Origin of the sequence: Arthrobacter sp. SX1312 (assembly GCF_002929295.1) — a bacterium.
GTDB lineage: Bacteria > Actinomycetota > Actinomycetes > Actinomycetales > Micrococcaceae > Arthrobacter_D.
The window spans coordinates 445,326-467,210 of record NZ_PJIM01000002.1 but is presented as its reverse complement, the minus strand read 5'-3'; the positions used below and the strand labels follow the sequence as shown (position 1 = coordinate 467,210).

General features: G+C 63.3%; 21 protein-coding genes, 1 tRNA gene and 1 pseudogene. 11 read left to right on the top strand and 12 right to left on the bottom strand.

Annotated elements, in window-relative coordinates; translation table 11 throughout:
• Positions 1–8: 8 nt before the first annotated feature.
• Positions 9–401 carry a DUF5997 family protein gene (locus CXQ92_RS09620; protein WP_104167530.1) on the bottom strand — a complete coding sequence of 131 codons (393 nt, stop codon included), beginning with the start codon at positions 399–401 and terminating at the stop codon, positions 9–11.
• Positions 402–455: 54 nt separating this feature from the next.
• Between CXQ92_RS09620 and CXQ92_RS09615 the strand changes: the two genes are divergently transcribed.
• A complete protein-coding gene (locus CXQ92_RS09615) occupies positions 456–1,160 on the top strand; it encodes a LysR family transcriptional regulator (RefSeq protein WP_104167529.1) in 705 nt (234 codons plus the stop codon).
• Between the two features lie 123 nt (positions 1,161–1,283).
• Here the strand turns inward: CXQ92_RS09615 and CXQ92_RS09610 are convergent, their stop codons facing one another.
• From CXQ92_RS09610 to CXQ92_RS09600, 3 genes are all read right to left on the bottom strand, one after another.
• Positions 1,284–2,051: an SDR family NAD(P)-dependent oxidoreductase gene (locus CXQ92_RS09610; RefSeq protein ID WP_104167528.1), complete on the bottom strand. Its 768-nt coding sequence runs from the start codon at positions 2,049–2,051 to the stop codon at positions 1,284–1,286.
• A 192-nt stretch (positions 2,052–2,243) separates the two neighbouring features.
• Complete coding sequence (locus CXQ92_RS09605) at positions 2,244–3,644, bottom strand: GntP family permease (RefSeq protein WP_104167527.1); 1,401 nt, start codon at positions 3,642–3,644, stop codon at positions 2,244–2,246.
• A 40-nt stretch (positions 3,645–3,684) separates the two neighbouring features.
• On the bottom strand, positions 3,685–4,203 hold the full coding sequence (locus CXQ92_RS09600; RefSeq protein WP_104167526.1) for a gluconokinase: 519 nt from the start codon (positions 4,201–4,203) through the stop codon (positions 3,685–3,687).
• A gap of 148 nt (positions 4,204–4,351) precedes the next feature.
• On the opposite strand from CXQ92_RS09600, the gene CXQ92_RS09595 reads away from it, so the two are divergent.
• Complete coding sequence (locus CXQ92_RS09595; RefSeq protein WP_104167525.1) at positions 4,352–5,071, top strand: FadR/GntR family transcriptional regulator; 720 nt, start codon at positions 4,352–4,354, stop codon at positions 5,069–5,071.
• A 414-nt stretch (positions 5,072–5,485) separates the two neighbouring features.
• Here CXQ92_RS09595 and CXQ92_RS09590 read toward each other — a convergent pair whose 3' ends face one another.
• Entirely contained in the window at positions 5,486–5,929 is a 444-nt protein-coding gene (locus CXQ92_RS09590; RefSeq protein ID WP_104167524.1) for a hypothetical protein, read from the bottom strand.
• A gap of 344 nt (positions 5,930–6,273) precedes the next feature.
• Here CXQ92_RS09590 and CXQ92_RS09585 point away from each other — a divergent pair, with 344 nt between their 5' ends.
• The 6 genes and pseudogenes from CXQ92_RS09585 to CXQ92_RS18860 all read left to right on the top strand — a co-directional run.
• Positions 6,274–6,534, top strand: a complete 261-nt coding sequence (locus CXQ92_RS09585) for a DUF6221 family protein (protein WP_104167523.1) — start codon at positions 6,274–6,276, stop codon at positions 6,532–6,534.
• Positions 6,535–6,623: 89 nt separating this feature from the next.
• On the top strand, positions 6,624–7,289 hold the full coding sequence (locus tag CXQ92_RS09580) for a helicase associated domain-containing protein (protein ID WP_181033611.1): 666 nt from the start codon (positions 6,624–6,626) through the stop codon (positions 7,287–7,289).
• Between the two features lie 682 nt (positions 7,290–7,971).
• A complete protein-coding gene (locus tag CXQ92_RS09575; RefSeq protein WP_146067430.1) occupies positions 7,972–8,343 on the top strand; it encodes a hypothetical protein in 372 nt (123 codons plus the stop codon).
• Between the two features lie 305 nt (positions 8,344–8,648).
• Positions 8,649–9,233 (top strand): hypothetical protein, encoded by a 585-nt coding sequence (locus CXQ92_RS09570; protein WP_104167520.1) that lies wholly within the window; start codon positions 8,649–8,651, stop codon positions 9,231–9,233.
• Between the two features lie 266 nt (positions 9,234–9,499).
• A tRNA-Met gene (locus CXQ92_RS09565) sits at positions 9,500–9,573 on the top strand.
• Positions 9,574–10,313: 740 nt separating this feature from the next.
• Positions 10,314–10,628 (top strand): annotated as a pseudogene (locus CXQ92_RS18860) (SOS response-associated peptidase family protein); the annotation flags it as partial.
• Positions 10,629–10,687: 59 nt separating this feature from the next.
• Here the strand turns inward: CXQ92_RS18860 and CXQ92_RS18645 are convergent.
• From CXQ92_RS18645 to CXQ92_RS09540, 4 genes are all read right to left on the bottom strand, one after another.
• The gene (locus CXQ92_RS18645; protein ID WP_258069839.1) at positions 10,688–11,329 is read right to left on the bottom strand and encodes a hypothetical protein; all 642 of its coding nucleotides are present in this window, start codon (positions 11,327–11,329) and stop codon (positions 10,688–10,690) included.
• 26 nt (positions 11,330–11,355) lie between these two features.
• Positions 11,356–12,132, bottom strand: a complete 777-nt coding sequence (locus CXQ92_RS17820; RefSeq protein WP_146067428.1) for a hypothetical protein — start codon at positions 12,130–12,132, stop codon at positions 11,356–11,358.
• Positions 12,133–12,868: 736 nt separating this feature from the next.
• Positions 12,869–16,513, bottom strand: a complete 3,645-nt coding sequence (locus CXQ92_RS09545) for a DEAD/DEAH box helicase (RefSeq protein ID WP_219815702.1) — start codon at positions 16,511–16,513, stop codon at positions 12,869–12,871.
• An 85-nt stretch (positions 16,514–16,598) separates the two neighbouring features.
• Positions 16,599–17,366: a hypothetical protein gene (locus tag CXQ92_RS09540; RefSeq protein WP_104167516.1), complete on the bottom strand. Its 768-nt coding sequence runs from the start codon at positions 17,364–17,366 to the stop codon at positions 16,599–16,601.
• A gap of 248 nt (positions 17,367–17,614) precedes the next feature.
• On the opposite strand from CXQ92_RS09540, the gene CXQ92_RS18640 reads away from it, so the two are divergent.
• Entirely contained in the window at positions 17,615–17,743 is a 129-nt protein-coding gene (locus CXQ92_RS18640) for a hypothetical protein (RefSeq protein WP_258069838.1), read from the top strand.
• A 45-nt stretch (positions 17,744–17,788) separates the two neighbouring features.
• Here the strand turns inward: CXQ92_RS18640 and CXQ92_RS09535 are convergent, their stop codons facing one another.
• Positions 17,789–18,721: a TIR domain-containing protein gene (locus CXQ92_RS09535; RefSeq protein WP_104167515.1), complete on the bottom strand. Its 933-nt coding sequence runs from the start codon at positions 18,719–18,721 to the stop codon at positions 17,789–17,791.
• Positions 18,722–18,846: 125 nt separating this feature from the next.
• Here CXQ92_RS09535 and CXQ92_RS17815 point away from each other — a divergent pair, with 125 nt between their 5' ends.
• Entirely contained in the window at positions 18,847–19,620 is a 774-nt protein-coding gene (locus tag CXQ92_RS17815; protein WP_146067427.1) for a hypothetical protein, read from the top strand.
• Between the two features lie 650 nt (positions 19,621–20,270).
• Here CXQ92_RS17815 and CXQ92_RS09530 read toward each other — a convergent pair.
• Positions 20,271–20,765: a Dps family protein gene (locus CXQ92_RS09530; protein WP_104167514.1), complete on the bottom strand. Its 495-nt coding sequence runs from the start codon at positions 20,763–20,765 to the stop codon at positions 20,271–20,273.
• Positions 20,766–20,981: 216 nt separating this feature from the next.
• Between CXQ92_RS09530 and CXQ92_RS09525 the strand changes: the two genes are divergently transcribed.
• The gene (locus CXQ92_RS09525) at positions 20,982–21,521 is read left to right on the top strand and encodes an SRPBCC family protein (protein WP_306738616.1); all 540 of its coding nucleotides are present in this window, start codon (positions 20,982–20,984) and stop codon (positions 21,519–21,521) included.
• Positions 21,522–21,603: 82 nt separating this feature from the next.
• On the opposite strand, the gene CXQ92_RS09520 is transcribed toward CXQ92_RS09525, so the two are convergent.
• Complete coding sequence (locus tag CXQ92_RS09520) at positions 21,604–21,822, bottom strand: hypothetical protein (RefSeq protein ID WP_104167512.1); 219 nt, start codon at positions 21,820–21,822, stop codon at positions 21,604–21,606.
• Positions 21,823–21,885: the final 63 nt, after the last annotated feature.

Sequence of the window (21,885 nt, the reverse complement as noted above, 5' to 3'; positions counted from 1 at the left end):
TGCAGTGTTCAGGCGTCGGACGCCTTGCGTGCGGCATCGCGTTCCTTCACCCGTGCCGCCTCCGCGCGGACGGCCGCCTGCGTGGCCCGCTCCGCGACCAGCCATGCGGGCGGGTCCTGCAGCAGGGCGGTGATCTGCTCGCTCGTCAGGGGATCCGTGAGGCCGCCCCGGGCCAGCCCGCCGTTGGAGATGCCGAGCTTCTGCGCGACGACGGGACGCGGGTGCGGGCCGGTGCGGCGCAGCTCTGCGAGCCACTCCGGCGGGGTCTGCTGCAGTTCGTTGAACTCCGCGCGCGTCAGCTCGGTCTCCTGGAAGTCCTGGGGGGCGGCGGGCAGGTAGATTCCCAGTTTCTTGGCCGCCGTGGCGGGCTTCAGGGTCTGGGGGGTTTTCGCGGGAGTCATGATCCCAGCTTAACCGTCCGCCTCGCCGTCGCCGGTAGGCGCTACTGTGATCAGATGCCCGCAGACCCGCCCAGAACCCTGTCCGTCGGCTTCGTGCCGGGCGTGACGCCGGGGAAGTGGGTGGCCCGCTGGCGTGAACGGCACCCCGACGTGAACCTCGCACTCCACCAGCACGACGACGCCCTGACGGCGCTGCTCGACGGATCCGACGACGTCGTCTTCGTCCGTCTGCCGGTGGAACGTACCGGGATCCACCTGATCCCCCTCTACGAGGAACAGCCCGTCGCGGTCATGTCACGCGACAACGAACTGTCCCTCTACGACGACGTGCCGCTCGGGGAACTCGAGGGCGAGCTCCTGCTCGACATCGAGGAGTGCGGGGGGCCGAAGACGGCCGTGGAGGTCGCCGCGACCGGCGCCGGCGTCGTCGTCCTGCCGATGTCCCTCGCCCGCCTGTACGCCCGCAAGGACGCCGTCCACCGCCCCGTCCCGGGGCTTCCCGTGACGACCATCGGGATCGCCTGGCGTGTGGAGGACGAGTCCGACGACGTCGAGGAGTTTATCGGCATCGTGCGCGGACGCACGGCCCGGAGTTCACGGCAGCCCTCGCAGCGTGAGGCCCCGAAGAAGACCGCGTCCCAGAAGGCCGCCGCGAAGAAGGCAGCGGCCGGCGGGAACACCAGGGAGCAGAAGGGGGGCGGGAAGGCGCAGCCGGGGAAGCCGGCGCGTCCCCCCGGGTCCCGCGGGAGACGGCGCTGACCTCCCCGTAGCAGCCGACCTCCCCGCGGCGGGGGCCTGCTCGGTGCGCGGCTGGAGCGCCAGGACCCGCCCTGCCCACGCAACGAAGCCCGGGAGGGAGGCGCCGACATCGTCAGGGCCGGCTCAGGCCTGTGCGGGCTGACCGTTGCTGGCCATGGTGCCGCCGTCCACCGGGAGGACCACCCCGGTGATGAAGCGTGCGTCGTCGCTCGCGAGGAAGGTGATCGCGGCCGCGACCTCGTCCGGCAGGCCTCCGCGTCCGAGCGCGATGCGCGCCGCGAACTCGTCGGAGAGTTCGTGCGGCTCGCCGTCCTCGCTCGTGAGGTCCGTCCAGATGAAGCCGGGCGCGACGGCGTTCACCCGCACGCCGTCCTTGCCGTGGTCCAGCGCGACGGCACGCGTGAAGTTGCTGACCCCGCCCTTGGCCGCGTTGTAGGCGCTCATGCGCCAGTCCGCCGCGACACCGGAGACGGAGGAGACGTTGACGATGCACCCCCTGCTCTCCAGCAAATACTCCAGGGCCGCCTTCGTCCCGTAGAACACCCCGGACAGATCGGTCTCGATGACGCGGTGCCACTCCTCGACGCTCGTGTCCTGGACGGTGCCCTTGGAGATGGTGCCCGCGTTGTTGACGAGGACGTCCAGGCGCCCGTACCGCTGCACGGTCTCCTGCACCATGAGGGCCACCTGCCCGGCGTCGGACGAGTCCGCGGTCACCGCCGTCGCGCGGTCCCCGGGCAGGGAGGCGACGACGGCGTCGATCTTGTCCGCGACGGAATCCGTCAGGACCACCCTCGCCCCTTCGGCGACGAAGCGCCGGGCCGTCGCCTCACCGATCCCCGAGCCGGCGCCCGTCACGATCACGACTTTGCCGTCGAACCTCTGCTCCATGCCGTGCTCCTCCTGGTCAGCCGGGCCGGCCCGTCGATTCGTCCGGGCCGTCCGATCCACCGTGTCACCGGGCGTCCCCGGCCGCAACGGCCGGATCCGGTACGCCGCCCGGCCCCCCACCTGCTACCGGGGACACCCAGAGGCCCGCCCCGCACGATGCGGGACGGGCCTCTGGGTGGTGCTGCCGCGCTGTCAGGCCGCGGAGGCGAGGGCGAAGACGGCGGTCGCGATGGCGAAGCCCATGACGCCGATCGTCGTCTCCATGACGGTCCACGTCTTCAGGGTGGTCTTGACGTCCATGTTGAAGAAGCGGCCCACGAGCCAGAACCCGGAGTCGTTGACATGGCTCGCCACCACGGAACCGCCGGCGACGGCCACCACGAGGGCCGCCAGCTGCAGGCCGTTGTAGTCACCGGCCAGGATCGCGGGGGAGATGAGGCCGGCGGCGGTGGTCAGTGCCACGGTCGCCGAGCCCTGGGCGATGCGCAGGATCGCGGCGATCAGGAAGCCGGCCAGGATGATGGGGATACCGAGATCGCCGAGGACCGCGGCGAGTGCGTCGCCGATGCCGCTCGCCCGGAGGACGCCGCCGAACATGCCGCCGGCGCCGGTGATGAGGATGACGGAGCAGACCGGGCCGAGCGCCGATTCCAGCGTGCTCTCCAGTGCGGTCTTCTCGATCCCGCGGCGGCGGCCGAGCACATAGGACGCCACGAGGAGGGTGATCAGCAGGGCCACGGGGGTCTCCCCGAGCATGCGCAGGAACTGGAACCACCCCTGCTCGGTCACGCTCTCGTCCACGGCACCCGAGCGGGCCAGGGTGTTCAGGCCCGTGTTGAGGAAGATCAGCGCGAGGGGCAGCAGCAGGATCCCGACGACGGTGCCGAACTTGGGCGGGTTCGCCTCGGCGTGCTCGTCGGCCGTGCCGAGCAGTTCGGGGACGGGCAGGACGTACTTCCTGCCGGCCCAGAGCCCGTACAGGTAGGAGGTCACGTACCAGGTGGGGATCGCGGCGAGGAGGCCGACCATGATGACGAGGCCGACGTTCGCGCCGAAGAACTCGGAGGCGGCAACCGGGCCCGGGTGCGGGGGCACGAAGATGTGCATGACGGAGAAGGCACCCGCGGCGGGGAGGCCGTAGCGCAGCACGCCGCCGCCGAGGCGGCGGGCGACGGAGAAGACGATGGGCAGCATGACCACGAGGCCGGCGTCGAAGAAGATGGGGAAGCCGAAGATCAGCGAGGCGACGCCGAGCGCGAAGGGCGCCCGGTTCTCGCCGAAGACCCGGATGAGGTAGTCCGCGAGTACCTTCGCGCCGCCGCTGGTCTCGACCAGGCGGCCGAGCATCGCGCCGAGGCCCACCAGCAGCGCCACGGCGCCGAGCGTCGATCCGAAACTGCTGACCATCACGGGGACGATCTGCGACGTGGGGATCCCGGTGGCGAAAGCGGTGGCGAGGCTGACGAGGATCAGCGAGACGAACGCGTGGACGCGGAGCTTGATGATCAGGAACAGCAGCGCGAGGATGGCGGCTGCGGCGATCAGGAGGAGCGGACCGGCGGTGAGGCTCTGGGTCCATCCTTCGATGGGCATGTTTTCTCCGTTGAAAGTAGTGCGGATCGGGGGTGGGGGGTCAGTTGCTGGGCAGGTCGAGCCGGTCGATGACGTCGGTCGTGACGTCGTCGGGCGTGCCGGTGTTCTGGATCCGGATGCCCAGCTCGTCGGGTTCCAGGGGTTCGAGCGTGCTGATCTGCGAGGGCAGGAGCGATTCCGGCATGAAGTGGCCGCTGCGGGTCTTCATGCGCTCGAGGATGAGATCGGTGTCGCCGAGCAGGTGCACGAACCGCACCCGGCCCTCTGCCCCGGTGAGGAGGTCCCGGTAGGAACGCTTCAGCGCCGAGCAGGTGACGACGGTGCTGCGGCCCGCCCGCGCCTGGAGGGTCATCCAGTCACGCATGGCCTCCAGCCAGGGCCAGCGGTCCTCGTCGGTGAGCGCGGTGCCGGCGGTCATCTTCGCGATGTTCGCGGCGGGGTGGAAGTCGTCCGCCTCGGCGAACACCCACCCGAGCCGTTCCGTGAGTCGGGTGGCGATGGTGGTCTTGCCGGATCCGGAGATACCCATGACGACCACATGGTGTGGCTGTGCATCCATGCTGACTCCCTTGTCGGTGCTGTGGAACGGTTCGCGATGTGAGTAAAGGTAACACCTTTCAGATCAAAGGTAGTACCTTTTCGGGTGTGCGTGATCGCTCTATCGTTAGGGAATCGGTCAAGTGGCCGCCGGCGCCTGGAGGAGGACGATGACGTCGCAGTCAGTACCCGCGGGATCACCGCCGGGAGCAGCCGCGGTGTTCCCCACGCGGATCATCGACGCGCTGGGCCAGGACATCGCGGACGGCGTGCTGCCCGAGGGTGCACGCCTGACGATCGAAGGCCTGCAGCAGCAGTTCGGGGTCTCGCGCACCGTGGTGCGGGACTGCATGCGCGTCCTGGAATCGATGAACCTGATCGTGCCCAAGCGCCGCATCGGGCTCGTGGTGCAGGGCCCCGAGCGGTGGAACGTCTACGATCCCCGCGTGATCAGGTGGCGGCTCCACGGCCCGGGGCGGGCGGACCAGTTCCGTTCCCTCACGCACCTGCGCCGCGCCGTCGAACCGGTCGCGGCGGCGCTCGCGGCCCGGCACGCCTCCGGGGCACAGCGCCTGCGGATCGCGGCGCTCGGCGAGGACCTGCGGCGGCTGGGCGAGGCCGGACTGCTCGAGGAGTTCCTGGACGTGGACATCGAGTTCCATACGCTCGTCCTCGAGGCGAGTGGCAACGAGATGTTCCTGGCCCTGCGCGAGGTCATCGCCGAGGTGCTCGCGGGCAGGACGCAGCAGGGACTCATGCCGCACAATCCGAAGGAACATGCGCTGCAGGCACACGAGCAGGTGGCGTTCGCCATCAGGGACGGCGACGCGGCGGCCGCCGAGGCATGCATGGAATCGCTCCTCGCCGAGGTCAGCGAGGCCATCGACTAGTAGGGCGAGCAGAGGCCCGAGGGTGCGGCAGTTCCACGCTTCCCGATCTATTCGAGGCAATACCACTCGGAGGAAAAGGTTCTCGTGATCTGGCTGCACAGGCGACATACGTGGGCACACAAGGGTCATGCCCAGCCTTCCCGCGGGATCCTGACCGCCGTACGCGTGTACGCAGTTGCGTGTGCCTGCTTACGGATGGCCTTCGAGGGGTAGCGGACCCACGCATGCACTCGGCGTGGCTCGGGGAAGTCGCTGGGCCGGCAGTTCTCTACGTCGAGCTCGGCCGCGGTGCGCGTGTACGCAGTCGCAGGACGAACTCCTCGATTCGCTCGTCCATCAGCCTGGCGTAATGCTTGCCGTACCTTTCGAGCCGCTCACAACCGCGTCACGCCCCGATCGTTGCCTGCCGCGGGTTCAGAACCCGTCGACGCCGATGACGCGGCGCAGCTGCCAATCCGTCGAGCGCGTGTCCGCGCTCATTTCGAACTCCAGCACCGGGGATGCGGGTCCGGTCTGCGCCTGAAACCGCCAGAACCGGGTGCCAGCCGTGCCACGAGCCTCGTAAAGGGGAGTAGGGGTAGAGGCGGGTCCTGGTCGGTTGTCCGGGCTGAACCCGGAGACGGGGGATCCGATGACCTGCCAAAGCCCGCCCCGCCAGCGCAACGCCAACGGGAGTCCCGAGGGGAGGAACCGGACGGCAGCAGTCTCATCGAGCACCAGATCGACGCCCTGCGCACCCTTCGTTGCACCCTTGGTTCCACTCTTTGCCCCATTACCCGTCCTGCCGCCGGCCTTGCCGCCCTGTGCGGGGGTGTGCTGGTGGGTCGTGTTCCTGCGGTGGGTGGCCGTGGTCGCCATGGGCTGTTTCTCCTGATCCTGCCTGCCGTTCTTCGGACAGGTTCCTTAAAATAGAACACAGGTTCGATTATTTGGAAAGCTGAACCCGACAGCCGAACTCGGTTGCTGACACATGGGGGTGTGGGGCATCCCCGTGGGGTCGGGTGGAGCCCGTGAGGGGCTCACTGCCGTCCACAGCGGGGGGGGTGCGCCGCACCCCCCCCCGCTCCGCGGGTCCTCTGGTCGCCCTCGACACCATGAACCGCACGAACAGTCCGGACCGTACAGGCCGGACGAGTCAAATAGTCCAGACGGACCAGCTGGACCGGATCGATGGACCGGGATCCGGCGGTCAGGAAGATGCGATGGATGAGCTTGCCGCGTTCATCCTGGCGCGGGTCGAGGATGATCTGGAGGTCCTCGCCGGGGTGGGGGTGGTGCCGGCTTTGGTGGGGGAGCGGCTGCTGGTGGAGTGTGAGGTCAAGCGCCGCCTGGTCGGACACGTCCAGAGCATCGATTGGGCGTATGAGCCGGCCGGGGATCAGGACTACATGCAGACAGTCCTCGAGCTGCTCGCCCTGCCCTGGGCCGCACACCCCACCTACAATCCGGACTGGGCGACCTGACACCCATGCAAACCCCCATCCAGGCCCCTGCTGACCCGAGGGAGACGTCGTCGGAACGCCGAGACGACGTGACCAAGGATCCTGTGCGCGTGGATGAGCCGACCTCGTCCGAAAACGAGGACCTGTGGGGGGCGTGTGAGAGCAGGCAGGAGTGGCTGCTCATGTACTCCCGCGGCGTACCCGTCCCGGTGATCGCCGCCTGGTGCAGGGTCAGCGTGAAGCGGGTGATCCGTGCCGTCGACCGGCAAATCGAACGGGACCCGGCGTGGTTTGATGCGTGCTGGCTGATCCATGACCAGCCGGCGTGGCCGTCCAACAAGCGCCACCGCCGGCGGACCCGGGAGCAGTCGTGGTGGGAACACTACGCCCGCCTCACAGCGCACGTGCGCGAGCACGGGAGAATCCCGGCGCAGAACGACAGCCAGGAGGCCCGGGTGCTGTATCGGTGGTTGGAGAACCAGCGCAGGAACCACGACGCCGGCACCCTCACCCCCGACAGGACCCAAGCCCTCAACACGTTGGGGGAGTGGGTCGGCACCAGGAGAGGTAACGCCGATGTGCTGTGGGATCGGCGCCTTGAGCAGACCCGACAGTTTCGGGCTGATACAGGCCGGTTCCCGATCTACGACCGCGACCGGCATCCGGACGAGACGGTCCTCGCCGTGTGGCTGGGTCGGCCACGCACCTGGCACCGCAAAAGCCGGCTCCGCCCCGACCGCCTCGAGCGACTCAATCAGATACTGCCTGGCTGGTGATTGTTCAACGACTCACGGGTCTTGGCTCTCCGAAGCTTGGGGTTGGTGCGGTGTCTGGAGGGGGTTTGCTCGTGTAACGGAGGTTCAGGACAATCAGTACCTGAGGGGCTAGAGAGGGTGTTCCGTAGCGTGTCGGACCAGGCGTTGCACTCAGTTGCCTGGTCGCTGTGGGGGATTGATTGGCTCCTGTCCCGGAAGTTGGCGGATAATTGAGTCACCGGAAGCGTTCGCATCGGTTGGAGCAACTACCTCTGCCCAACGGGTGCAGTGACGCCCGGTGCTCTTGATTGTGTGGCCCTTGTTGGGCACATATGTCCCTTGGGACGTGCGTAGCCGGTTGCTCTGGGCTGGATTGGGTTGTGTCCGGGAAGTTGAGCGGATAATTGAAACATCGGCTGCATTCGCTGTCCGGGGTGACTACCTTTGCCCCGACCAGTGCAGTAAGCCCTTCGATCTTGATTGTGTCCCGCTTAGTGGGCATATATATCCCTTAGAACGTGAGTAGCTAATAGAAGACCGCAGGGCCCCTCCGGGGGTCCTTTTTTGTACCCAAAATTAGGAAGGAACCATCATGACCATCGTCCTCACCTCCACCGCCAGTTGCACAAACCGTAGGATCACGACCCACCCAACGTCCGGATCTGCGGGCAGTGCCCGCCATAGGCGGCCGTGGGAGGTTGCCATGGACGCGGTGGCAGCACTGTTGGCTGACCCTCGAGCGCGATTGTCCTCACCGCAGGCGATCAGGGTTCTGCGGGAGCAGATCCGCCGGGTGGACGGATCCGTGGATGGCTCAGATGTCCGCTCCTGCCTCACGGACACCTGGAAGGCCCTGCTCGCGGTGGCCGAGGCGGGGGAGAGGGACGATGAGCTCCTGACCGCGGGTCGGCGTCTGGTGGTGGTACTGGCGGAAATGCTGCGCAGCCCGATCCAGCTGCCCCCTCGTCACCGCCAGTTCTACTGGGAGCTCCTGCAGGCTCACCTGCGGATACTCAGTCGCACGATCGACCATGAGGCGTCGCTGCAACGCATCGATCGCCGGTTCCCGGAGTAGATGGAGAGCCTCAACACGGTCGTATGGTGCGGCAGGATCCGCCCGGTTGTCGCTGCTTCGAAATTCCCGAGCCGTAATGTGCGCCGCAGCGCCGACGAGGAACTCGCCTACGCCTCACGCAATGCCACGCAGCGTGCTTCATGCTCGGCGCCGAACGAGGCGCAGTACCTCGGGAACCACGCGGACCACTGGCGGATGCACACCTCCCACCGGTAACAACCACCACCCCAGCACAACCCCAGCGTCCCGCCTCTTCGAAGGTGAGGGGCGCTTCCTTGTTTAAGCCTCCCGAAAGGACGATCCCCGTGCATCAACCATCGCCGTATCAGCCATCGCCGCCCTCGGACCCTGCCCTGTTCCTCTGGGCAGCACACCTCGGACGCACCACCCACACCACGAGTTCTTCCCCGTTCGACCGGCGGCTGGCCGAGGTCGGCCCCCTGATCGAGCAGTACCTCCGTGGCGGCTACCGGAGCGGTGAGGTCCTGCCGGTAATGACCACGCTCGGGATTCTGGAGCTTTCCCTGACCGCGGGATCAGCGCTGTCCCCGTCGGACGGGCGCAGGGCGTTGCTGCAGGTGTGGGAGAGTCTGGGTGACCTGTACGGGGTCCGCCACCACCCGCGTGTGATCGTGGTGTCCCGGGCTGCGTTGATCCTCGCCCTCAACGCGCTGCTGTTAACCGATGAGCCGCCGCCCGCGGTGGAGGCGTACGTTCCTGTCCTTGACGTGGAGTTGACTGTCCTGGACTGGAGGCTCCTTGGGCAGGTATCCCCTGAGCGTGCCTTACAGATCGAGCAGATCGAGGAAGATTGGCGCGCCTGCGAAGCCAACGAGGTGGAGGAGCCGGAAGGATCAATCAGTGATGCATTGGAGGAATGGCAGACGTGACGGACGGAACAGAGGAGTGCTGGTCGGCTCAGCTGGAGTCTCGCTGCACCGTCTGTCCTTTCGAAGACCAGATTCACGTTGATCACGGTTTGACCGTTACCGGTCGGGACGACCAGGCCTGCGCGAAGTACCGCCAGCTTGTCGGGCGGGATCACCTCGCCGTCTCTGTACCCATCGCGCTCGGCAGGGAACAGCCCAAACACTCCAAGCCCAGAGTGCCTCGGATTGGTGTACTCATCCTGTGGCCAGTAAGGTCGATCATGCGCCGCGGGGTGGAGCAGTTCGGTAGCTCGCTGGGCTCATAACCCAGAGGTCACAGGTTCGAATCTTGTCCCCGCAACACCAGGGCACCTACTGGCAATCTTGTTTTGTAGGCGCCGGAACTCAATAAGCCGGGTCTAGAGCGACACACGATCAGCGCTGTGCCACCCGCCGCACAGCCAATCAGGTCCTCCTCGAACCAACGCCGATAACAGCGCATATGTCACTTTTGGCGGTGCGGCGAGTTTCTTAGTGTGAGAGAGCAGTGAAGCTGAGGGACGGGCGGTGCCCTACCAGCGTGGCTTGCGCCCCAAGGGATACAAGATGCGGTAACTGATTTGCGCAGTCGTCAATCCTGCGCATGGAAACGACCTACAGTTTCCCGCTACGAACTCTTCGTGGTTGGCGGCGTGATGCTTGTTCTGGCGCGCGTGGGGACAGTACGAGGCGGCGCCGACAATCGGGTATCGACAGCTTCTTCTGTTTTAGTCCCTGCCCGCGCCCATGGAGGCTGTGCACGGCCACTGCTCGCTCGAGGTGAGCTACCCGTGTCGGTAACGCAGGTGGTTGTGTGCAGGCGGGCCGTTGGTCCCTGCTGTCCCCCTGTGTGCGGGACAAGCAGCGGAGCGTGGGGGAGCTTGTGCCGTGCACCTAGGGACAGGAGGCGCACCCGCCGAATCTGCACTGTCCAGTCCGTGTTGGAGCACTAAGGCACAATCAAGTCCATGTGTGGACGCTTCGTAATTGCCGGAAGAACAGGCATTATTACCGGCGCTACCAAGCCTTACCTGGGCCACCCGCGACTATATCCACGAACGGATGTCAGCTGACTTAGTGGACGTCGATGCCACGATTTCTAACCCGGATACGTACGAGTTCTGGCCCGACCCCACTAAGGCTGAGGACACCGAGGATAAGTGGCTTGTGACCGCGACGATCCTCACCCGGGCCGCGCATGACGCGCTTGGGCGCATTCACGATCGGACGCCGGTCATCATCCCGAAGGATCTGCAGGATCTGCAGGATCTGCAGGATCAGTGGCTGGACCCGACAATGACGGAGCGGGACCGGGTGCAGCACTTCAGCGACACCACCCCCGAACCCAAACTCTCGCCGCGCATCGTCGGCAAAGAGGTGGGATCAGTCTGCAACAACGGACCCAGCTCGTTCTCCCTGTCGACTAGCTTGCGGTGTCAGCCTGCCCAACTGTGGAGTAGTGTCTCGGCGTCAAGTAGCAGCGCGCTCGAGGCTGCTGTAATGGCAGCTACGACTGCAGCTGAGCCCCCGTCTTTCACGCACTCGACTACCCAGTCGTAAAACCTCCGGACACCTTCAGCAGTGGGCTCGCTACTCGTGATGTCCGCAATGGCTTCTTGTTCAACATCGTGGAGGTCGGCGTCTCGCCCTTCGGCCAGATTGAGTTCACGGAGTAGTTCACTAATACCTCGGATTACGAGCACGAGCTGGTCCGCGGTCTGGCCAACGTTCATCGTTTGCCGTGACCTATTGCCGGTGGCAAGCTGCACGTTGGTCGCGTGAACGTTGAAGACGTCGCCCTCACGAGTGTGCGATGTTTGGCGAGATGCAGGTTCGAACGTTGCCTCCGTGTGATCAAGGCGGCCACCGAAGGGACTCTGAAACACTGTGACGTCGGTTATGACGTAGGTAGCTGTCTTTCCATTGGGGAGACGCCTTTCGACGATGTCTCCCTCCTCGATGTCAGCATCGACCGGAACAGTGAGGCTTTCACGGTTGACCACGGCAAGGAGCTCATGGCGTTGTTCCTCGTTGCCTGTCTTTCTTACAAGGACGATCGGGACGTTGTAACGGATCATGGGGCGATCGTATCCCCGTCGGCTTGTCACTCCCGGCCCTGTGAGTACTTCCTCGGAACCAGGTGATCGGGGTGAACGAAGACTGTGTACGGTTCGACTCGAACCCCTGCTTCATTGATGTAGGAGACAGTGAGCGCCGCTCCGTCCCTTTTGCCTGTAGGGGACACATGGACGGGCACAGCTCCCATGGCGCCCTTTTCCCATCGCTCTTTGTCAGGGTCTGGTCCAGCATCAGGCTTGAGGCGTGGCACTCTGTTGCAAACGGTGATCTTGTCTGGTTCCAGTGAGTCGACAATCACTTCTGTTGTGGTTCCCCTGCCGTCGTTGTGAAGTACGAGATGATCCTCATGTTCAAGGTCGTGTCCCCATTTCTGCATACGGAAGCGCCAGGCAGGGCTATATGCAGCAGCTTGTTGAGCCCTGATGCGATCCTCAACCTCATCCCGGCCTTCTTGGCGGTACTGTTCTCGGCGCTCCGCCGATGTCCACCTTCCGTTCGCAACGAACTTGGGAAACCTCACCCAGATTGCTGTTCGCCAGACAGTGAGTGCTAGAACGATGACGACGAGGATCACGACGGCAACGATGGTAGGAGCAAAAATATGCGCCAGCTGAATGGCAGTTTTTCCTTGTAAGGGCGCTCCCTCGGCAAGAACTGTGTACTCGAAACCAAGTGAGATGCCGTCTTTCACCAAGTCGACAACGCCTAGGAGGAGAATGCCACCGATGGTCCGAACGGTGATACTGGCCTTTTTTTGGCGTCCCTCGTTACCTTCATCCAGACCTGCGCTCTCTGTATCCACTTGGCGATAGTACCGATGTATGCCGTCCCGAGGGTGCCTCCTGGGTTGTCCGCCGCCGCCGTGCGAGAAGGACCTTTTGAGCACGGGATAGTTTTGCATCCGGAGTGGCTGAGGAACCCTGGAGCGGCGGCGTTCGGCCAGCACTGGGGGAACGTGGTGGACGGGTTTTTCTCCATCCCCTCTGGTTGTCCCGTATGCGGATCGTCGCAAGGACTGCAACCACGAGGAAAGCTGTACTCATTGCCACACGATTTACCGCATTTTTTGACGCGAGACGCGCCCGTAAGCCGGTCCTTGAACGCGACTACCTCTCCAAAGAGTTCCTCTCCGGTGGGAACAAAACCGAGCTTGAGGTAGAAGCCTTCGGGACCATGATTGCCACGTTCCCACAGCACAGAGATCCTCTTTACGCCGCGAACACGCGCTCCGAAACTGCCATGCGGCCGACTCCGGCCGGGCCAGTTACAAGTTGCTGCTGTATCCGCTGGTCTCCCACAAGGTGAACCAGAGCCCAGAGAGGGTCATCGCAGACTGCGTCGCGAAGCAGCGCCTGGTCGCTCACGTGCAGAGTATCGACTGGGGCTACGAACCGGCCGGGGGGTCGGACTACATGCGCACGATTCTCGAGCTGCTGGCCCCTCTTGGCATGAGCACGTTGCCTACTCGCCTCACAAGGCTTGTTCGAGCATGCGTGCGGTGTTAGCCGGAACGAACCGAATGTCGGTTTGAGTTGCGGTTACATTGATGGCTTCGCTGAATTGAGCCAGTCATTTGGTCCTCTATAGCGCAACTGCACGGATCCGTAAGTACCGCTTACGGCGTGAAGAACGCCCTCGCGATGTATGTTCAAATCAACCTGGAGTGATCCGAGCCTGTCGAAGCCGGGCGACCACAGGGTTGCTGTGCCTGACCCGTTGTCACTCACGCGAAGCCACTCGCCGTCAGCTGGGGTCTCGTCGTCCCACTCGACTTTTTCCACGTTCACCACGTGTTGGCCCCATCGTCGTCGTCCACGAACTTGAAGGCGTCGGGTGAACTCGATCCATGCGGCTCTGCTGGACTCTGTCGGCCAGGTTGGGTCATCGGCGAAGGACGGGTCCAGGTTTTTGATCCAGTTGCGCATCTCGGCGGTGTCGTTGAAAACTGCTTCCGTGTCTTTGACCGCCTTGATGGCGGCCGACCGGTGATCGAACCCCGACCGGAGCAGAATCGCGGACGGAAAGCTCAATGTGCCGGCCTCTAATGCGGCTGAAGCTGTACCGGCCACTAGATCCGCGGCGAGATTCCCCTGCGCCTGCTCATACACGCGTGCTGCCTCGATGCCCCATACGAGCCGGTAGATGATGTCGGATTCGATGAACTGTGCCACGTCCATTTGCTTCTCATCCATCTCGCTCAGTAGGTCCCCGGCAATCCACTGCGCGAGGATTGCACGCCAGTCCTGTACTTGCACAGTCGGGGCGAACGTCGAGATGGTGAATACATGCTCCGCGAGCTGCGATAGCGTGAGGGCGGCGTCCTCGAGATCGCCGTCGGCAAGTGAGGCCTCAGCAGCGTTTGTTAGATCCACGATTGTGGGGGCGGCCGCCGCGAGCTCACCGCCTGCGTCTGCACCAAGCCCAGCCCGGTACCAACCTTGCCGCTGAGCTGGTGTTGAAGTGTTCCACAGGAACTGGGCACGCTGCTCGACCACGGTCCGGATGCGTGTCGCCTCGGTCTCGTTCAGACGGCGCAGTTGTCTCTCCCATAGGGAGTCGCGCATCGCGTCAGCGAGGATCTCGATGATGTCGGACGGTTCTGCTGCCTCGTTGCCAATGACGCTGAGGATCGCGGTGTCGAGCATCGCTACGGACGAACGCCAGCTGATGGCGGCAGCGTCACGATCCTTGGCTGCTTCGTCAGTCACGATTGGAAATGACCAGTCGGTGGTGCCGGTTAGGTACTGCACGAAGGGGGTGACGCTCGTCGGCCCTACGGCTTCAGTCATGCGTTCCAGCAGCATCTTCCCGATGATGATGAGTCCTGACTCGAGCGCACGTGAGCGTGCGCCATTAGTCAGTTGGGTCCAGTTGGTGCGCTTGTAGTGGGTTGGCTCGAACAGCGGGTACAGCACGAGCCCTTCGGTGTCGACGAAAGCTCGTCCTGCCCGCCCAATCACGTTCGCGAACTCCGACCCCTTCAGTAGGTTCTTGTAGCGGTGCAATGAGGAGAACAGCACCACCGACGCCGCCAAATTCAACCCTTGGGCCAGCGTGGGCGACGCGACGGTGACCTTCAGGATCCGCTGGTGCAGCAAAGCTTCGATTTCTCGGCGGAATGGTCCGGGCATCGCACCGTGATGGATCGCGACGCCGAGTCGCAGACACTTCAGGATGTCGTCATCGGCGCCGAACCACTCGGTCCCGACAGCTACGGCGTTCGAAATGTCCACTTCCTCAGGCATCACCGATTCGAGGAGCCCTTGCCCGTGAAGCTTGACGATCAGCGCCGCCAGGGCCGAGACCGATACCCTCAACGGGCAGAAGATTAGGACTGTCTCTCCTTCTTCGACCAGACGCCAGGCGGTCGCCAGCGTCATCTCGTTCTGGTCGGCCGGAAACTTCTTCCTCCGTGGTCTCATCGGCGTGATGGCCTCGAAGTATCGCGGGATAAACGTCGGTTCCTCGCCGACGGTAACGCTCAGACGTGCGTACCCGTTGCGCCATTCGACGAGTCCGAACTGTTGGCGCGTTGGACGCCAGTCTTCCTTATGAAGGCCGTCGCCAGTGTCGTCCGTGATCCAGGCGACGAAGTCGTCGAGCTCATTATTTTCGGGGAATACCGCGGATAGGCATATTATGCGGCGTGTATCTGCGTCGGTTCGTCTCAGTAGGCGCTGGATCTGGGCTTCATACCGGACTTCGCGCTCTCCAGCGCCGATCATATGGCCCTCGTCGAGAACAATGACGCCAATGTCATCTAGGACGGTCGGATCAGATCTTAGTGCGAAGTCCAGCTTCTCTGGTGTGGCGACTACTATGTCGCTTGCTCGAAGCGCATCACTGTCCAGGTCATTAGCGCCCATGCTTCCGTACAACGACGACACAGTCGCTCCTAGTGGCGCGAACGTCTCCTCTAGGATTCGTTCGGTCTGCGCGGACAGGGCACGCAGAGGGGTGACGTATACGGCACGGCGCTTTTGGGCCAGGCATCGCAAGATGCACAACTCAGCAATTCGTGTCTTCCCTGCGCTGGTGGGCAGGGCGACAACGAGGTCGTCGGTGTTACGGAAGATACGTTCGACGACGTGGAGCTGGGAGGGCCATAGGTCAATCTCGGACCGGTCCCGTGCCATGAGTGACGCGACGTAGGTGCGTCGTAGTCGCTGCCACAGGCTCTCGGCGCCAACTGCCGTATTTGCTGCCGAAGAGGACTCGACCCAGTCGCCAAGTATATCTTCCTTACCGTCAGACTCGTCCGGCGCGTGCAGGTCCACACTTGTGTCATCGGCATCATTGTTGCCAGGCGGAGTGGATGGGAGGTTAGCCCGGATGCTGGTCTGTTCGAGGTCAGAAATTATGTGTCGTGTTAGCCGGAAAACCCACCACGGACCCGACGCGGCGATGTCGTTGCTTGCGTCCTCACCGAGCTGCAGATCAGCGATCGACGCTCCAAGCAGCGCGGTGCGGTTGAATGCGATCGCGAACATCGCCGCCGAAACCGACGACAGGTAGTGCTCGCTCAATAGAAGCGTAATAGGGCCCAATTCGTTCAAGGCCTCTGGATCCTGCTCAGAGTTAAACGCCGAGTTGCTGTCGTTTAGCGCCGGGGCGTCATCTCCGCCATCTTCTACCCGCGAGAGGGAAGCGATTAGAGCGTCGTCAGTCAGTTCGGGCGAAGATCGAAGGCGCCTGGTTCGTTCCTCGATACTATCCAGGTCGCGCATAACTAGATCAGCGAGGGTAAGCTCCATCGGCGAGAGCCGACCGCTCGTCCGGCTAGCTTCGACAAGGGAAAATGCTCGGGCGGCGTAGCCAGCCATATGGCTGGCGGCCCCGGCGATGAGACGATGGAACGCGAGTTCAGGTGTGTCCGGGTCGGCGTTGCGGGTTGCTGCTTCCAGTGCGTAGGAGGCTTGAAGGAACGCGTCGCGGCTTGTCTCGAGTTGATCGACGATCGAGTCGTCGCCCGGGTCGCTCGTAATCGTCGCAGTAATACGATCAGGCCTCGTCAAGTCGCTAAGAATGTTCCCCTGACCGCGGGCAGCAGCAGCCTGACTGTAGGCCTCGAGGATCTGTAATGCGGTGGTCATCAGCGAGTAGCCGTAGTTGAGCAGATCTTGGTCGAGGTAAGTGCTGAAGTTCTGGGAGTCGTCGGGGAGCGCTCCGTCGCGGCGGATCATCGACTGTGCTTGGCCCCGGGCAAGAAGTCTAGTTCGGAACCCGACTTCGGTGGCTCGCGCCAGATGGGCTGCCAGGGCTGAGGCATCACGTGGCATGCTTCACGACCTTGTCATAGCTGTCGGCGATGAAGGCCTTATGAGCTTCGACGCGAACGGTTACGGTTGTCTGCTTCACTTTGCCCGAGTAAGCCCTGAGGTCGTCGCGGATGATGTCGCCTATTTTGCTGTCATTCTCGGTGAGAATGAACATGACATGAGAGAGGTGCCCGGCTCGCAGCCCGTCATCCAGGAGGACGATGTTGATCGCTCGGCCGAGATCTTCCTCCGTTTCGAGGAGGCGTTCGGCGAACTGTGCCAACGAATGTGGAGAGGCTAAGTCGTCATTTCGTAGAAGGCCACTTCGAGCCTGCTCGATCAAGGACTTCGGTGCATTGATAGCGCTCTTGGCTTCGACCTTAACGAGCTCAACCTTCTTGCCCCGCACGCGCCCGCCCAGAACATCGTCACCTCGGAGCGCCCACTCTTGGTGGTCGCGTTGAATTAGGCGACTTGGACCGGTGCTGTACCCAAGCGTTGACTTCACATACTCCGTACCGAGGATCTCGCCCATGTCGCCGGATCGGCCAGTCTTGGTCTTGGGTACCTTCATGCTAAGCAGCTTTGCGACGCCCTTCTTTTTGCGAAGCTCGGCGACCAGTTCGAGATTCTTCGTGGTGGCGTACGCCTGAGGAAGGATCGCTGCAACTGCAGCGACACCGATCGCGTCATCATTCGAGGCGAACACGCGGGCTGTGTGATCGCCGACTGCTTCGTCAGTCGGCGCGTTGCACCACGTGCTAAAGAAGTCAGTCATTGTGGAAGTTCCTTGCACTAGAACGGCAGTGACTGGTCAGCGGATGATCGGCACATTAGCGTCGGTCGCAGCCGCCTGGCTCACTTTTAAAACTCTAGTTGAAGGGATGGCTGACCTGCAGATCCTATGAAATCAGCTTTGCTGGTGCGAGGGGACCGTGTCGCCGGGGTATTTGACCCAGGCAGTGAATATGTACGTGCGGAGGCCCTATCCGTACATTCGGCCCACGTGGAAGGCGTTGTGTTGGGATGCACCTCAACGCCACGGCGCAGGGCCTACGCGTCGCTACCCCGCTTCTGCTGCTGCTGATCGGCCTCGGACTGGGCTTCATCCCGGATCTGCAGCCCGCTGGTGTGCGCTGGATGATCCATCGATAATCGTCCGCGTCCGTAGGAAGAGCTTTACTTCGACGGTCTCGATCATCAGACGTGATCAGGGAACGTTCCTGCGGAGCGCCATCCTTCACCGGTATCAATGACGGCGAGACCACAATTCTTGAGCCTGCCGATGAGGGTTCGTCTGCTCGAGATGTCGTCGGTCATCCAGACGTAGTTGAGTCCGTCAATATCGCTTAGAGGACGAACATCACCAACCCTCACAAGAATTACGCGTTCTTGATTGAGTGCCATCGCCCAGCCGGCTTCGAAGACTACGTTCTGGCGAGCCTGGCCACTGAGCTGTGCTTCCGCTGCTGTATCCCGGATGTCGTTAAACTCTGGTTTCACCTTGCCGAGATCATCTGGTGTCATCAGCACCACCACAGCGTCAGACATATCGATGCCAGCGCGAACTACGTCCAACGTGTGAGGGCTGCCGTGTCCGGTGCCGCGAACTGCGTCGTCCCATGTGACTATCCGAAGATCGAGAGAGGTGAGGAAGGCCTCGAGCGCGTTGTACGCATCTGCATCTCTTCCTCTGACGACAAACACATATCGATTGCCACCACCAACGGCAGGGTTGGGCGTAAAGCTCGTTGAGGCGGAGGTCCCTGGTCGTGTGAACTGACGCGGGGGCGTTCGATGAGTAGACGGGCGCGTTGGGGTCGGTGAGCTAGCTGCGAGATCTCGATCGTAGTTGCGGTACAAGTCATCCGATGCAGCAATGCCGCGGTGAAACTGCGGCATGTTCGCATGGGGCGAACCAACGTAAGTAATCAGATCCTGCAAGGCAGAACCGTCCCCACGTTCACTAAGAGTCTGCACGAGTGCCGTTGCTTTGCGGAGCTTGTTCGCTCCGGTTTCGGTAATTGGGTCGACTTCGAAGCGAAGGAACAAGTTTTCGATAATTGAGTGGGTGGCAGCTGCATCTAGTAGCTGCACCAAGGCCTGTTTTGTTGGCCCGCTGAAGGTTGGCATCGTTCTCCCCGGTAGGACACCTGAACACTAGCAAAAGCTTGGTGCGCAAAGAGCCGCAGACTGGGTCCGTGCTGCATCAGTCGTGTTCGAGTCGGTCTGTCGGCGACCGCCGCCATACTGGACGCATGCGCGAAGATCGTGGGCTGCTCGAGGAGATAGAGGACGATTTGCTGGCTGGGAAGCCACTGGCTGATCTGCTGCGGAAGACAATACTGTTTGGTGGTCGCACAGACTCCACAGAGCTGCGAGATTGGGCGGCCCGGGAGTTAAAGGGCTTCATCGGTACCAGCCAAGAGCATATGCCTCGCCATCGACTGATTCAGGCACCGTTACTCATGGACTCCATTAATGCTCGGGCGCAAGCAACTCACCAACCACTTCCGATACGTCTGCTACCCGAGTTCGCAAGAGAGATCACCCAGGAGTTTCCGGTGAGGCAAGGGATCGGCGAGTTAGAAGCCTGGGCCCAGAGGGGAGGGGAGATACGAATTTCGGTTCCCGGAGGTGATGTGATCGGTGCTGAGCTGGCTCGACGATCGGATGATCGCACTCTTCAGATTTACGCCGTGTATTGGTCGATCGATCCTCTGACCATCGCGGGCTTGCTGGATCAGGTGCGCACAAGCCTCACCGAACTTATCGGAGAACTACGGACGGTCACGCTAAGTGGTAACTCGCCCTCGTCGGAGCAGGTGTCTCAGGCCCTCACCTTCGTCATAAACGGCGCCAACCATCGACTCTCGGTAACCACCTCCCAGACTTCCGAGGGAGGTTCTACGACGATCACTTCCGGCAACGCGGAGGAGCAAGGTTGGTGGAATCGCAGTCGACGCATCGGTGCAACTCTTGCGGGGGCCGCAAGTATTGTCAGCGCTGTCGTTGCTGTAATCGTGTTGTGACTCTTGGTGAAGTCCGGTGAGTTGTGACATTCCCCGGACAGGGGGCATCCTCAGGACTAGCTGGAACCTTAAGGGCCGGTCGGCCCGCTATACGGGGGAGTGGGCGTTTAGCCGGGACGATTGCGACGGGCGCAAAGGTACCTCAAGCGGGACGCTCGTCTGGGCTGGGCGATTGTCGCGGCGTCTCGAAAATCTACAGGTTTACGAGAGATGGGACACGAGGAGCCAGTACTTAGAAGCTCCCCCGAGATTCCAGGGCTGTGACTGTCTTGAAAAGTCGTCTCACCATGAAGTGTCTTAGCACTAGTGTCGCCGGTACTTTGTGCGACATGGCATCCACGTCGGCGACCGGGACTGGTGCCAGGCTGGACCCGCTTCCCGCCGAGGGTTTCGAGCCCAGGTCAGGCTGCACGACCCGCGGCTCGGAGCTGCCCAACCGCCGAGCGGTGCGCACCGCCAGCCGCCGACGCGCTCACCGACAGCGGAGTGGAACAGGCGGATCCACACCCCTGCAGAGGCAGCATCGGCGCAGGACGAGGCCCACCTGATGCGAGCCGATCAGGGGGTAGTCGGAAAGTCCCCGGACACGCGGGAGGGGGAGGCGCCGATGCGCGTCCCCCTCCCGAACATCAGGGAATCAGGTCACATCGTCAGACGGTGGCCTTCTCGGTGCCAGCGGGGGTGACGACCTCCGCCGTGGGCTCCATGTTCTCGGCGTCCACCATCCACGCGTACTGCTCCAGCTTTGCGATGAAGCCGTGCAGCAGGTCCGCGGTGGTCGGGTCCTCCTCGTCGATCTGGTCGTGGACGTCCCGCATGGTCTTGACGGTGGCGTTCAGCATCCGGACCACGAGGCCCACTGTGTCCTTGGTCGAGACGAGGCCGGCCGGGAACGGATCGATCTTGGTGCCCTCGGCCACGGCCACGCTGCGGCCGTCGGGCACGGCGTGCAGTGCGCGCATCCGCTCCGCCATCTCGTCCGCGAAGGCGCGGGCGTCCTCGATGATCTCGTCCAGCTGCAGGTGAAGGTCACGGAAGTTTTTGCCGACCACGTTCCAGTGGGCCTGCTTTCCCTGCAGGTGCAGTTCGATGAGGTCGACGAGAACAGCCTGCATGTTGTCTGTGAGGGTGGGTGATGCCTTCATGGATCCTCCAGTGCTAGAGAGATTTTCTCCTCCCGGGCGGGCGCCGGAGGCGCTGATTCCTTCCGGAAGGACTTCTTTCACCCTAGCCCTGCGCGTTGGCCAATTCCAGCCGCTCTGCCTACGCTAAGGGGACTTACGGTTTCGTCGTGTCGCATGCCCTGCGAAGGGGTTCGGACGGCGCCGGAGTCCGACCAAGGAGGAACCGTTTTGGCTTCAGTGCAGGAATCCATCGACGTATCAGTACCGGTCAGCACCGCCTACAACCAGTGGACGCAGTTCGAGAGCTTCCCCCGGTTCATGGGTGGCGTGGAGTCGGTCACGCAGACCTCGGACACCTCCACGCACTGGGTGACCAGCATCGGGGGCGTGCATCGCGAGTTCGATGCCGAGATCACCGAGCAGCACCCCGACGAGCGTGTGGCCTGGACGAGCACCGACGGGAAATCCCATGCCGGAGTGGTCACCTTCCACCGCCTGGACGAGAACACCACGCGGCTCATGGTGCAGATCGACTGGCACCCGGAGACGTTCATCGAGAAGGTCGGGGCCGTCGTCAACGCCGATGCCTCACAGGTGAAGGGTGACCTCAAGCGGTTCAAGGCATTCATCGAGAAGAGCGGCGGGGAGACCGGCGCCTGGCGCGGCGACGTCGCGGCACCGCCCTCGGGTGTCACGTCCGAGGGGGAGCCGGCCAACGGCACCTGGCCCGACACCTCGGCGGACGATCCCGAGTCGGGCGGCCCGCGCGTCGGCTGACGGGCCCGGTGCGGCAGGAGGCGGATCCCCTGGGGGTCCGCCTCGTCTGCGTCTCAGGGATGCCCCTGACTCGATGGGCGGGTCAGGCGTGACGGAGGCGGTAGCCGTCCGCCCGATGGACGAGCCGCCGGCCGCCGCCGTCGTTCAGCAGGATCCACACCACGGAGGCGTCGTCGGTCCTCATGTCCAGGACACCGCCGAGCTGGGGGCCCGTGGCGTGGTGGAGGGTGACGTGCTGGCCGCGCTTGAAGCCCGACCAGTCCTGGACCTCGGAATCGGGGAGTGGAGGAAGAGCGTTCATGGTGGGCCTTTCGGAAGGTTCCGGGACTCCAACGCTAGCCACGCTTCCTGAACGGCGCGTGAA